Source organism: Nocardioides sp. R-C-SC26, assembly GCF_021246465.1.
Taxonomy (GTDB): Bacteria; Actinomycetota; Actinomycetes; order Propionibacteriales; family Nocardioidaceae; genus Nocardioides.
Window position 1 is genome coordinate 76,579 of sequence record NZ_JAHRHK010000015.1, and the last position, 12,554, is coordinate 89,132.

Consider the following 12,554-nt stretch of genomic DNA (forward strand, 5'->3'; position numbering starts at 1 on the left):
ACCGACGCTCGCGCCGGGCGCCGACCGTGGAGCCCGCAGCGCGCTGCGGCATGTGGAGGACCCGTGTCGGCGCGCGGTTGTGGGGACTCAGCGAACACCGGGTGAGCGCTACTGTCGCCGGGTGCGCGACCAGGCCTCGGTGCTCCACCTGGACCTGGACGCCTTCTTCGCTGCCGTGGAGCAGCGCGACAAGCCCTCGTTGCGCGGCAAGCCCGTCGTGGTCGGCGGGGTCGGGGGTCGCGGGGTGGTCGCGACGGCGTCCTACGAGGCGCGCCGCTACGGCGTCCGCTCAGCGATGTCGACACGGGAGGCGCGGGCGCGCTGCCCCCACGCGGCCTTCCTGACCGGGCGCTTCGACGCCTACCGCGAGGCCAGCCGGATCGTGATGGACCTGCTGCGCTCGGTGTCGCCGCTGGTCGAGCCGCTCTCGCTCGACGAGGCCTTCGTCGACCTCGCCGCGGCCGGGGACGGCGGGCCTGCGACGCTCGACGTCGACACCGTCACCGCCTTCGCCCAGGAACTCCGTGCCCGCGTGGCCGAGGCGACGGGCGGGCTGACCGCCTCGGTGGGCGTGGGCACCTCCAAGTTCATCGCCAAGGTGGCCTCCGACCTCGACAAGCCCGACGGACTGGTCGTCGTGGCACCGGGCACCGAGCAGACCCTGCTGCGGCCCATGCACGTCAGCGTGATCCCCGGCGTCGGGCCCGCCACCGTGGAGCGGCTGCGGAGGGCCGGCGTCCAGTCCGTGGCCGACCTGGAGGCCATCGGGCTCGACGAGCTGGTCCGGCTCGTCGGCAAGGCCCACGGCGCAGGTCTGCACGCTCTGGCACGCGCCGAGGACGATCGCACCGTCGTCGCCGAGCGGGAGGCCAAGTCGGTCAGTGTCGAGAGCACCTTCGAGAGCGATCTGACCGACCGCGGGCTGATGGAGGCGCTCCTGACCCGGCAGGCCGGCCAGGTCGCCGAGCGCCTCCAGCGCCACGGACTGTCGGGACGCACCGTGACGATCAAGGTCCGCCTCTACGACTTCACCACCGTGAGCCGCTCCTCGACGTTGCCGGAGCCCACCGACCAGGCTCGCGTGGTCGCGCGACTGGCCCGCACCCTGCTCGCGGAGACCGACACCTCCGGCGGTGTGCGGCTGCTCGGCGTCGGCGTCTCCGGTCTCGCCGACTGGGTACAGGACGACCTGTTCGGAGCAGACGAACCCGCCGGCGAGCCCGAGCCAGAGGCGCCGGCACCGCCACCCGAGGCGTCGATGCGAGAGCCCCACGGCCGTCACGCCTGGTCGCCGGGCCAGGACGTCGTCCACGAGACGCACGGCGCAGGATGGGTGTGGGGCTCGGGTCGCGGCGTCGTCACGATCCGGTTCGAGACCGCGGCGACGCCCGCGGGCCCCGTGCGCAGCTTCGCCGTCGACGACCCGGCGCTGCGGCGCCCCGAAAAGCCGGTGCCCGAGGACGACGAGCCGTCGTAGCGTGCCCGCCATGCCGCATCCCGCAGATCTCAGGATCACCCGCGTCGACCCGACCGACGATCTCGCGCTCCGCGACTGGTACGACGTCGAACGCGGCGCGATGCTGCTCGGACGCGAGCAGATGCCGCACTGGTCGTATGAGGAGATGTCGACGGCGTGGCGCCGCCCCGACCCGGGCGAGGACGCCCGCGGGTACGCCGCGTACGCGGACGGGCGCATGGTGGGCGGCGCGGTGCTCTACATGCCGGTGCTCGACAACCTCGACAAGTGCTGGCTCGGCGTCTGCGTGCGCCCCGACGACCAGCACGCCGGCGTCGGCCGAGCTCTGCTGAGCCACGTCGAGGCCGAGGCCGTGGCCGCGGGCCGCACCGAGCTCCTGGCCGAGTCCAAGATCCCCTTCGCCGAGACCACCTTCCACCGCCACCGACGGTTCGCCGAACAGGCCGGATACGGGTTCTCCAACATCGAGGTCGTACGCCACCTCGGGCTCCCCGTGGACGAGGCGGAGCTCGCCGGCTGGACGTCGGGCGCCGCGGCCAAGCACGAGGGATACCGGATCGAGACCCACGTCAACGCGATGCCCGAGCATCTGCTCGCCTCGTTGTGCGTGCTGCACGGCCAGCTGGGTGTTGACGCCCCCACGGGCGAGGCGGAGTGGGAGGAGGAGCAGATCACCCCCGAGCGCTACCTCGCCAACCTCGACTCGCTGGTGGCCGCGGGACGCACCATCTACGAGACCGTCGCGATCGCACCCGACGGCACGGTCGCCGCCCAGACGACGATGTCGGTGCCCCCGCCGGGCCGCACCGACGTCTCGCAGTGGGGCACGTTCGTGCATCGCGAGCATCGCGGCCACCGGCTCGGACTCGCTGTCAAGGCCGCCAACCTGCGCGCCGTCCAGGACGCACATCCGCAGATGCGCCGGGTCGTCACCCAGAACGCCGAGACCAATCAGTGGATGATCGCCATCAACGAGCAGATCGGATTCGCGCCGGTCGAGGCATCGATGGAGTTCATCAAGCGGATCTGAAGCGCAGGCGCGCACCGGGGCGCAACTGCGCGCAGAGCGCCACGTCGTCGGGATGGACGACGGCGATCACCGGGTAGCCGCCGGTGACGGGGTGGTCGGCCAGGAACACCACCGGCGCCCCCGAGGGCGGCACCTGGATCGCCCCGAGCACCAGGCCCTCGCTGGGCAGCTCGTCGGTCCGCGCCCGCTCGAGCGTCGGACCATCGAGCCGGATGCCGATCCGGTCCGAGGAGGTCCCCACGAGGTACTCGGCGCTGCGCAGAACCTGCGGTGCATGCTCCGCGAACCAGTCCTCGCGAGGCCCCGGTGTCACCCGCAGCCAGACGTCGTCGACCGGGCGCGGCACCACGACGCCGTCGGGGTGGGGCGGGACGGAGGCCGCCGTGCCGATCGGCAGCAGCTGCCCCACGGCGACCCGAGGAGGTCCGACCCAGGCGAGGGTGTCGGTCGACCGGGAGCCGAGAACCGGCTCCACCGCCACACCCCCGGCCACCGCCAGACAGACACGGAGCCCCGAGATCGGCGGACCGATCTCCACCTCGGCCCCACCGGGCACCCACTGCGCCGCACCCCAGGAGACCGCGCGGCCGTCGACGCGCACCGACGCCACGGCCCCGGTGGCCGCGATCCACGTGCCGGAGGACGACACGAACCGCAGCCGGAGAGCCCCGGCGCCGATCTCGAGCAGCGCCGCGCCCTCGGCGTTGCCGACCAGTCGATTCGCCAGGCGCGCCGCCGGTGGATCCGCCCACCCGGACCGCGGCACGCCGAGGTGGGCGAAGCCGGGGCGACCGGAGTCCTGGATCGTCACCATGCCGGCGACCTCCAGCACCTCCATCATCCGGGCTCGCGGGCTCTCCGCGTGGCGATGGGTCATCGCGGCACGAACCGCACGCGTGTGCCGGGTGCCACGAGCGCCGGCTGCTCGCCCACCGCGATGCGCCCGACGTCCCAGAGGGCGGCGTCGGTGCGCCCGATCAGGCGCCATCCGCCGGGCGAGGCTCTGGGATAGACCCCGCACCAGCCGCCCGCGAGCGCCACGGACCCCGCCGGCACCCGAGTACGTGGAGTCTCCAGCCGCGGCACCGCGAGGCCGACGGCGTCGAGGCCGCTCAGGTAGGCGAATCCGGGAGCGAAGCCGCAAAAGGCGGCGACGAACTCGATCGCCGCATGCCGCGCGACGACGCCGTCGACGTCGGTTCCCCAGAATCCGGCGACGTCGGCGAGGTCAGGTCCGTCGTAGTCGGTCGGCAGCTCCACGAGCGGGCCGGCGTCCGCGTGCGAGGCGTCGGGTCGCCAGTGCGTGAGGACGTCGTCGAGCGCTGCCCGGTCGAGGACGTCGTCGAACAGCACGGTGGACGCCCCCGGCACGATCTCGCCCGCCAACGGACGTCGGTGCGCGCGGACGTGGTGCGCCACCTGGAGCGCTGTCGCGCTGTCGGCGACGTCGGCGAGCAGCGCGTTCGGCCCGACCGGGCGCAACCGGATTCGCGCACCGCCCGCCACGGTCACAACCCCCTCAGCGTGTACCCGGCCGACTCGAGGGCCACCCGGCAGGCCCGCGCGTGCGCGACGGCGCCCGGCGAGTCGCCGTGCACGCACACCGAGTCCACCCGGCCGGCGAGCTCGACCGCGCGCTCCGCGACCGCGCGCTCGTCCTCGATCAGCGAGCCGGGCGCCGAGCGAGGCAGCAGCCGGCCGTCGTCGCCGTAGCCACGGTCGGGAAAGCCTTCCCACCAGACCGTGCGCCCGGCGGACGCCGCGGCGTCCAGACAGACACCCGGCATGCCGAGCACCGGCAGCAACCCCCCGCCGTCCAGGACGGCGTGCGCCTGCGCCTCGTCGTCCAGCACGCGGTGGTAGAGCGCCCCGTGCGGCTTGACGTAGCGGACCTCGATGCCGGCGGCGTGGGCGATCTCGGTCAGGACGCCCACCTGGTGACGGACCTGCTCGCGCAGCACCTCGTAGGCGACGTCGACGGCGACGCGGCCGAAGTTGGCCCGGTCGGCATAGGAGACCTGCGCCCCGACCGAGACTCCGTGAGCCGCCGCCTGCTCGCAGACGGCGCGCATCGTGGCGGCGTCCCCGGCGTGGTAGCCACAGGCGACATTGGCGCTCGAGACGAGGCGCAACAGCGCCTCGTCGTCGGTCACCCCCTCGCCGAGGTCGGCATTCAGATCGACCCGCCGTTCGAACCGATGGGCCGTCGGATCCAGGCGCTCCATAGCCCGTGATCCTCATGGATAGGGTCGCCGACATGCCAGCCCGCGAGTCCGCGCAGCCTCCTGCGCCCACGCCCCGCCCGGTCACCACCGAGCATCACGGCCGCCAGCGCGTCGACGAGTACGACTGGATGCGCGACAAGGACTCGGCCGAGGTGATCGCGCTCCTGGAGGCCGAGAACGCCTACACCGAGGCGCGGACCGCCCACCTGGCCGGGCTGCGGGAGCAGATCTTCGCCGAGATCAAGGACCGCACGCTGGAGACCGACCTCTCGGTGCCCACTCGGGTACGCGGGCACTGGTACTACGGCCGCTCGTTCGAGGGCCGCGAGTACGGCGCGAGCTGCCGCGTACCGGTGGTCGACCCCGACGACTGGACGCCGCCACGCCCCGCCGAGGACGCCGCGCCCGACCAACCCGCCCTGCCGGGCGAGCAGGTGCTCCTCGACCTCGACGCCCTCGCCGACGGTCACGACTTCTTCTCCCTCGGCGGCTCCGCGATCAGCCTGGACGACCGGCTGCTCGCCTACTCCGTCGACGTGGTCGGCGACGAGCGCTACACCGTGCGGGTCAAGGACCTGACCACCGGCGAACTGCTCGACGACGAGATCACCGGCGTGATGGGCGGTGCCACGTGGTCGCCGTCCGGCGACGACTTCTACTACACCACCGTCGACGACTCCTGGCGCCCGGACAAGGTCTGGCGCCACCGGATCGGCACCGCTCAGGAGGACGACGAGCTGGTGCTGCACGAGCCCGACGGCCGCTACTGGGTCGGAGTCGGCCGCACCCGCAGCAACCGGTTCCTGATGATCGCGGTCGGCTCGAAGATCACCAGCGAGTACCACCTGCTCGACACCCGGGAGCCCGAGCGCGGCTTCTGGTGCTTCCAGCCCCGCATCGAGGGCCTGGAGTATTCCCTCGAGCATGCCGTGATCGGCGGCGTCGACCGTCTGCTGGTGCTGCACAACGGCACCGGCCCGGACTTCGAGCTGGGCCTGGCAGCGGTGGAGCCGACCGCCCCCGACGCGTGGACGCCGCTGCTGGCGCATGACGACGCCGTCCGGCTGGAGGACGTCGACGCCTTCGCCGGGCACCTCGTCGTCCACCAGCGCAGCAACGGCCTCACCCAGGTACGGATCCTGGAGTTGGACGACGCCGGACCGAACGGCCTCGGCGACGACTACCTGGTCGAGTTCGACGACGAGGTCTACACCGTGGGCTCCGGCGGCACGCCGGAGTTCACCCAGCCCACCGTGCGGGTCGGCTACACCACGATGCGCACGCCGTCCTCGGTGTTCGACTACCACGTGCCGACCCGCGAGCTGCGGCTGCTGAAGCAGGCGCCGGTGCTGGGTGGATACGACCGTGACCTCTACGAGGAGCACCGCCTCTGGGCGACCTCGCGGGACGGCGAGCAGGTGCCGATCTCGCTGGTCTGCCGCACCGATGCCCCGCGGCCCCTGCCGTTGCACCTCTACGGCTACGGCGCCTACGAGATCTCGATCGACCCGTCGTTCTCGATCGCGCGCCTCTCGGTGCTCGACCGCGGCGGCGCGTTCGCGATCGCCCACGTGCGCGGTGGGGGCGAGCTGGGTCGACGGTGGTACGACGACGGCAAGCTCGATCGCAAGCAACACACCTTCGACGACTTCGCGGCCGCGGCACGACACCTGGTCGACGCCGGGTGGACGACGGCCGACCGGCTCGTCGGCGAGGGCGGCAGTGCCGGTGGCCTGCTGATCGGCGCGGTGGCGAACCAGGCCCCCGAGGCCTTCGCGGGCCTCGTGGCCGCGGTGCCGTTCGTGGACAATCTCACCACGATGCTCGATGCGAGCCTGCCGCTCACCGTCACCGAGTACGACGAGTGGGGCGACCCGGCGAGCGACGCAGCCGTCTACGAGACCATCGCCGCCTATGCGCCCTACGACAACGTCGCGGCGCAGCGTTATCCGCGCATCCTGGCTGAGACCTCGCTCAACGACACCCGCGTGCTCTACGTCGAGCCCGCCAAGTGGGTCGCCCGGCTGCGCGAGCGCGCCGTCGACCCCGACGTACTGCTGCGGATCGAGATGACGGCCGGCCACGGCGGGGTCTCGGGCCGATACCAGGCCTGGAAGGACCGCGCGTTCACCCTGGCGTGGATCCTGGACGTTCTCGGGCTGGCCGAGCATCCCCGAACCTGAGATTTCCCCGCCCCTGGGCGGTGGTCTCTGAGAACTCCCTGAAAAGGACGCTGACCTGCAACTTCAGGTCAGTCCGACACGTCCTCCACTACGAAGACCAGTGCACGGGTCGCGGTTCCACACCGCTCCCGGGTGCTGAGCCTTCGGGGTGAGGTGGGAATCCGCCGCACCCCGCCACCGTTGTGATGGATGTGGCCTGAACGGCCACAGGATGTGAGGGGGTCCCCATGGCTGTCACCGCCGCGACCCGGACGACGAACCGGTCGGCCACGCGCGAGATCGAAGGTCGCGACAGCGTCGGTCTCTACCTGGACGAGATCGCCCGCACGCCCCTGCTCGACGCCGTCACCGAGGTCGAGCTGTCCAAGACGATCGAGGCCGGCCTAATGGCGGAGTACCTGCTCGCCGAGGGCCGGGTCGGACGTCGCAAGGGCGGCGCGCCGATGCACGCCACCGAGGCCGAGCTGGAGTGGCTGGCCGAGGAGGGTCGCAAGGCGGTGGACACCTTCATCACCGCGAACCTGCGGCTCGTGGTCTCGATCGCCCGCAAGTACGGCCGGTCCCAGATGCCGATGCTGGATCTGATCCAGGAGGGCAACACCGGACTCATCCGCGCGGTGGAGAAGTTCGACTACACCAAGGGCTACAAGTTCTCCACCTACGCCACCTGGTGGGTGCGCCAGGCGATCACCCGAGGCATCGCCCAGCAGGCGCGCGTGGTGCGCCTGCCTGTCCACGTGGTCGAGGAGCTGAACCAGGTCAGCGGCGCTCGCCGAACCCTGGAGCGCCAACTCGGTCGCGACCCCGAGCCCGAGGAGATCGCCACCGAGCTCGGCATGGCACTGGAGCGGGTGCTGGACCTCATGGCCTGGGGCCGCGAGCACGTCAGCCTCGACACCCCGGTCGACGAGGACGGCGACACCTCACTCGGCGACCTGATGGCTCAGGAGACGGCGCCCGCGCCCGACGTGACGGTGCTGGACGTGGAGTCACGCGAACGGCTCAACCGGTTGGTGGGCCAGCTCGACGAACGCGCGGCCGACATCATCCGCTCGCGCTACGGCCTGGTCGACGGACGGCAGCACAAGCTCGCCGACATCGGCGTCAAGCACGGCATCTCCGCCGAGCGGGTGCGCCAGCTCGAACGCGAGGCCCTGCAGAAGCTGCGGCGACTCGGAGACCCCGACCTCGCCGCCTGATCGGGCCCGCTCCCGATCCACCCGACGGGTCCGCCCGGTCACACGCTGACCGTGCGGGCCCGTTGCGTCGTCCGGCCCGTCGACGACGAGAATGTCGAGGTGCGCATCGGCCCCGACCCGCTGACCAGCCCCGAGATCATCGCGTTCCTGCAGGCACACCTGGATCAGATGCGGGAGATCTCGCCGCCGGAGTCGGTGCATGCGCTCGATCTGGACGGCCTCCGGGCACCGGGGGTCTGGTTCCACTCCGCCTACGACCGGGCCGCCGGCGGGCCCGTCGGCGTCGATGAGCTGGTCGGGTGCGGGGCACTCAAGCGGCTCGACGAGGCCGCGGTCGAGCTGAAGTCGATGCGCACCGCCCCGCACCGGCAGGGCGAGGGCATCGCGAGCCGACTGCTGGTCCACCTCCTCGACCAGGCACGCCAGCTGGGCTTCGGGCGGATCAACCTGGAGACCGGCGCGGAGGACTTCTTCGCGCCCGCACGACGGCTCTACGAGCGGCACGGGTTCGTGGTGTGCGAGCCGTTCGGCGACTACCGGCCCGACCCGCTCAGCGTGTTCATGACGCGAGAGCTGTAGGCGTCGTCACGGCCTCGGGCGTCAGACAGCCGTCAACTCCGCCCAGATCTCCCCGACCCGCGTCCGCAGCTCCTCGATCGTGCTCACGTTCTCGATGACGTGCGTGGCGATGGCCAGCCGTTGCTCGCGGGTCGCCTGGGCGGCGATCCGCGACTCGGCGTCCTCGCGCGTCCAGCCGCGATCCCGCAGCATCCGATCGATCCGCATCTCGTCAGGCACATCGACCACCAGGACGGCGTCGAAGCCGTCGGCGCGGCCGGACTCGGCGAGCAACGGGATGTCGTGCACGACGACGTCCTCCGGCGTCGCCGACGCCTCCAGCTCGGCGTAGCGCTCGAACACCAGCGGGTGCACGATCGACTCGAGCAGCGTGCGCTTCTCCTCGTCACCGAAGACCAGCGCACCCATCCGCGGTCGGTCGAGGTCGCCGTCGTCGGTGAGCAGCTCGGGTCCGAACGCGGCCACCACCTGCTCCAACCCCGGGGTGCCGCGTGCCACGACCTCGCGCGCGAGGGCGTCGGCATCGATCACGATCGCCCCGAGGTCGGCCAGCATCGCCGCCACGGGGCTCTTGCCCGATGCCACCCCGCCGGTCAGGCCCACTCGCATGGGCTCACCGTAGCCATCCGCGACACCGGGTCAGCAGCCGTGGTTCAGCTGCGCACAGGTGTCGGTGCCCCACGCCAACGTGAAGCGGTGCACGGTTCCCGAGAGAGCGACCTGCACCTGGATCGGCGCGAGGTCCATCTGGTTGACCGCCGGGTCGGTCAGCACGCCGTCCACAGGGCTGTAGAGCACCCGCCACCAGGTACCGCCGCCGTCGTCCTCGACGATCTCGGCCTGCTGGGTGATCCCGTCGGGGAAGACGTAGCCGATGCCGGTCACGCCCTCGGGCAGCGGCCCGCCGGCCGCGAAGACCTGGCGCATCCGGTCTGCCGCCATATCGATCACGTTCGAGCTGACCCGCCACGGCGCCACGTCGTCGCGATCGAACGGGGCGTCGACCCGACCCCCGCCCTGCACCGTGACCGTCGACGGCGTCCTCTCGCACGAGGTCCATCGTCGCCCTGCGCGGTAGAAGACGCCGAAGGTCTCCGAGTCGCCCGTCACCACGGCAGGCTCGGCCCGCGGGGTCAGCGCGCCGACCTCGCGTTCGCACTCGGCCAACGACGCCAGCGAGCGGACCGGCGCTCCCTCCGTCCCGGTCGGCTCCGGGAGCGGCGCGGGACTCGTGGCCGCGATCGGCAGCGGAGACGGGAGGGTGGCCCGGTCGTCGGATCGGTCCGCGAGGAGCGAGTCGGCGACAGCGACGCCTCCGGCCAGGAGCACGACGGCCGCCGCAGCGGCGAGCGGCGCTCGTCGGTCGCGGCGCGGCCGCGCGGTCTCGTCATCGACCCCGGCCACCACCCGCGCTCGCAGGCGAGCGCGGGTGTGGTCGTCGAGCGGGTCGATCAGGGGCGGCGTGCTGGTCATGACGGAACTCCTTCGGCAGGTTGATCGCGGGACAGACGGGCACGAGCCCGGGACAGGCGTGAGCGGACGGTGCCGACGGGGACACCGAGCGCGGCCGCGGCGGCTGCGTAGTCGAGGCCCGACCAGACGACGAGCGCGAGGACGTCCTGCTCGCGCCGGGGCAGCCGGGAGACCTCGACGAGGACCTCGCGCATCCGCGCCTCGGCGTCCACGCGCGCCTCGACCTCCTCGGCCGGGTCGGCCACCACCTCGACCGGCATCCTCCCCGAGAGACGCACCTGGCGACGATGGCCTCGGAGCAGGTTGCGGCACACGTTCGTGGCCACTCCGTACAGCCACGGGAGCACCGAGTCGTCGTGCACCACGATGCGATCGCGATGCCGCCAGACCTCCAGGAAGGTGGACGCGGTGGCGTCCTCGGCGTCGGCGCGACTGCCGGTGATCCGGAAGCAGTGCCGGTAGATCCGATCGGCATGGCGGTCGAACGCCTCGGCGACCGCGCCCCGGTCGCCCGCGCGGAACGCCGCCGCGAGCTCGGCCTCGGTGAGTTCCACTCCCCCAGGCTCCCCCACTGGTCTCATGTCGGGTCATGTCCGGCTACCGGACCCGAGTTCCCGCCCCGGCCGACCTTCTACGCTCTGCTCATGCAGGAGGGGGCGCGGGTGGCGCTACTGGTGCCCGGTTCGCAGGCCTACGTCGACGCCGTCTGGTCGCTGCTCGCACGGGGGATCTTCCCGATCCCGCTCGATCCTCGGCTCACGGCCGGCGAACGCGAGCGCATCCTCGCTCCGCTACAGCCCGACGTCCTGGTGACGACCGAAGCCGAGCTGGCTGCCGTGACCTCCGCCGACCGCGGACTGCCGCGGGCCCGACCCATGCACTGCACCAGCGGCACGACCGGGATCCCCAAGGGGGTCGACAGCGGGCTGTTGGACGACGCCTCCGCCGCGGCTCTGGTCGCCGAGGAACGGGACGCGTGGGGGTTCGGCCCCGACGACGTCAACCTGGTGCTGAGCCCGCTCTATCACTCAGCGCCACTCAGGTTCGGGCTCGGCACGCTGCTGGCCGGCGGCCGGCTCGCCATCACCGGCCCCGACCCCGTCGCCGTCACCGCGGCGATCCAGCGCGAGCGTCCCACGACGATGTTCTGCGTGCCCACGCATCTGCAGCGCCTCTTCGCGCACTGGGACATCGTCGGAGTTCCCGACCTCTCCAGCTTTCGGCTCGTCGCCCACGCGGGCGCGCCCTGCCCGACCGACGTCAAGCACCGCCTCATCGAGCTCTTCCCGGAGGGCTCGACCTGGGAGTTCTACGGTGCGACCGAGGGCCAGTTCACCGCCTGCCGCAGCGAGGAGTGGCTCACCCGGCCGGGCACCGTCGGGCGCGCCCGCCCAGGACGGTCGCTCACCCTGGACGCCGACGGCACCATCTGGTGCACCGTGCCCGACTACGCCCGCTTCACCTACGTCGGCGACCCCGAGAAGACGGCGGCCGCCTGGCGCGGCGACGCGTTCAGCGTCGGCGATCTCGGCCGGATGGACGCCGACGGCTACCTCTACCTCGACGGCCGGCGCACCGACCTGATCATCAGCGGCGGCGTGAACGTCTACCCGCTCGAGGTCGAGCGGGTGCTCGGGGAGCACCCCGGAGTCGACGACGTCGCGGGCGGCGGGGGGCCGGGCCCGGACTGGGGCCAGCGGGTGACCGCGGTCGTCGTCGGCACCGCCTCGGAGCAGGATCTGGCGGCGTGGGCACGTGAACGACTCGCCCCGCCGAAGCGGCCGAAGGCCTGGCGCTTCACCGACGTCCTCCCCCGCACCCTGACCGGCAAGGTGCGGCGCGACCAGCTGCTCTGAGATCGGCCTCACGACGAAATGCCGTGTTTCGCCGACAGGGAGCGGATCCGGTTCGTACGCTCACGCCGAACCTGGGAGGTCCTCGTGCTCGTCCGTGCTTCTGCTGTCGTCTCCGTCCTGCTCGCCGGACTGGCGCTGATGGGCGCCGGCCCCGGCGCCGTCGCGCAGGCGGAGCCGTCGGCCCGCGCTCGCGCAGCGGCCCCCGACTACAGCCTGGTCACCCTGCGCCAACTCCAGACGTACGGCGCGGCGGTCTACGGCGCCAACAACTGGGCCAGCCCCGACGCCGTCGAGCTGTTCACCGACGCCGAGGGTCGCGTCGGGGTGGCGACCGTCGACAACGGCGCCCTCGTGGTCGACCGGTACGACGCCGAGACCTGGACCAAGGTCGGCTCGCGCACGCAGATCGCCTTCGGCGACTGGAACCTCTACGGCGGCTTCCTCGCCGCCGACGGCGGCACGTTCTACCTCCTGCTCGGTCGCAGCAACCGCCAGGAGAACGATGCCCGCGGCGCCTCCGTCGTCCCCCCCT

13 protein-coding genes are annotated in these 12,554 nt (G+C 72.3%); 7 read left to right on the forward strand and 6 right to left on the reverse strand.

The window, feature by feature from the left end; translation table 11 throughout:
• Positions 1-121: 121 nt before the first annotated feature.
• Positions 122-1,477, forward strand: a complete 1,356-nt coding sequence (locus KSO97_RS14040; protein WP_232679931.1) for a DNA polymerase IV — start codon at positions 122-124, stop codon at positions 1,475-1,477.
• Positions 1,478-1,487: 10 nt separating this feature from the next.
• Positions 1,488-2,507 carry a GNAT family N-acetyltransferase gene (locus tag KSO97_RS14045; RefSeq protein ID WP_232679933.1) on the forward strand — a complete coding sequence of 340 codons (1,020 nt, stop codon included), beginning with the start codon at positions 1,488-1,490 and terminating at the stop codon, positions 2,505-2,507.
• Here the strand turns inward: KSO97_RS14045 and KSO97_RS14050 are convergent.
• The 3 genes from KSO97_RS14050 to KSO97_RS14060 are packed head-to-tail and all read right to left on the reverse strand — an operon-like array spanning position 2,494 to position 4,732.
• Positions 2,494-3,384, reverse strand: a complete 891-nt coding sequence (locus tag KSO97_RS14050; protein ID WP_232679935.1) for a biotin-dependent carboxyltransferase family protein — start codon at positions 3,382-3,384, stop codon at positions 2,494-2,496. The genes KSO97_RS14045 and KSO97_RS14050 overlap by 14 nt on opposite strands.
• Positions 3,381-4,019, reverse strand: coding sequence for an allophanate hydrolase subunit 1 (locus KSO97_RS14055; RefSeq protein WP_232679936.1), 639 nt, complete (start codon positions 4,017-4,019; stop codon positions 3,381-3,383). Before KSO97_RS14055 ends, KSO97_RS14050 begins: the two co-directional genes overlap by 4 nt.
• Positions 4,016-4,732, reverse strand: coding sequence for a 5-oxoprolinase subunit PxpA (locus KSO97_RS14060; protein ID WP_232679938.1), 717 nt, complete (start codon positions 4,730-4,732; stop codon positions 4,016-4,018). Before KSO97_RS14060 ends, KSO97_RS14055 begins: the two co-directional genes overlap by 4 nt.
• Positions 4,733-4,764: 32 nt before the next feature.
• Between KSO97_RS14060 and KSO97_RS14065 the strand changes: the two genes are divergently transcribed.
• The 3 genes from KSO97_RS14065 to KSO97_RS14075 all read left to right on the forward strand — a co-directional run bounded on the left by KSO97_RS14065 (position 4,765) and on the right by KSO97_RS14075 (position 8,693).
• Positions 4,765-6,915, forward strand: a complete 2,151-nt coding sequence (locus KSO97_RS14065) for a S9 family peptidase (protein ID WP_232679940.1) — start codon at positions 4,765-4,767, stop codon at positions 6,913-6,915.
• 227 nt (positions 6,916-7,142) lie between these two features.
• Entirely contained in the window at positions 7,143-8,114 is a 972-nt protein-coding gene (locus KSO97_RS14070; protein ID WP_232679941.1) for an RNA polymerase sigma factor RpoD/SigA, read from the forward strand.
• A 99-nt stretch (positions 8,115-8,213) separates the two neighbouring features.
• Positions 8,214-8,693 carry a GNAT family N-acetyltransferase gene (locus KSO97_RS14075; RefSeq protein WP_232679943.1) on the forward strand — a complete coding sequence of 160 codons (480 nt, stop codon included), beginning with the start codon at positions 8,214-8,216 and terminating at the stop codon, positions 8,691-8,693.
• A 21-nt stretch (positions 8,694-8,714) separates the two neighbouring features.
• Here KSO97_RS14075 and coaE read toward each other — a convergent pair whose 3' ends face one another.
• From coaE to KSO97_RS14090, 3 genes are read right to left on the reverse strand one after another with little or no spacing between them, the layout of a single operon-like run.
• Positions 8,715-9,302: a dephospho-CoA kinase gene (coaE, locus tag KSO97_RS14080; protein ID WP_232679945.1), complete on the reverse strand. Its 588-nt coding sequence runs from the start codon at positions 9,300-9,302 to the stop codon at positions 8,715-8,717.
• A 30-nt stretch (positions 9,303-9,332) separates the two neighbouring features.
• On the reverse strand, positions 9,333-10,166 hold the full coding sequence (locus tag KSO97_RS14085) for a hypothetical protein (protein WP_232679947.1): 834 nt from the start codon (positions 10,164-10,166) through the stop codon (positions 9,333-9,335).
• Positions 10,163-10,720, reverse strand: a complete 558-nt coding sequence (locus KSO97_RS14090; RefSeq protein ID WP_232679949.1) for an RNA polymerase sigma factor — start codon at positions 10,718-10,720, stop codon at positions 10,163-10,165. Before KSO97_RS14090 ends, KSO97_RS14085 begins: the two co-directional genes overlap by 4 nt.
• Positions 10,721-10,810: 90 nt before the next feature.
• Here KSO97_RS14090 and KSO97_RS14095 point away from each other — a divergent pair, with 90 nt between their 5' ends.
• The gene (locus KSO97_RS14095) at positions 10,811-12,022 is read left to right on the forward strand and encodes a class I adenylate-forming enzyme family protein (protein WP_232679951.1); all 1,212 of its coding nucleotides are present in this window, start codon (positions 10,811-10,813) and stop codon (positions 12,020-12,022) included.
• Between the two features lie 84 nt (positions 12,023-12,106).
• Positions 12,107-12,554: hypothetical protein (locus tag KSO97_RS14100; RefSeq protein WP_232679952.1), on the forward strand; the 448-nt coding region annotated here is incomplete at its 3' end.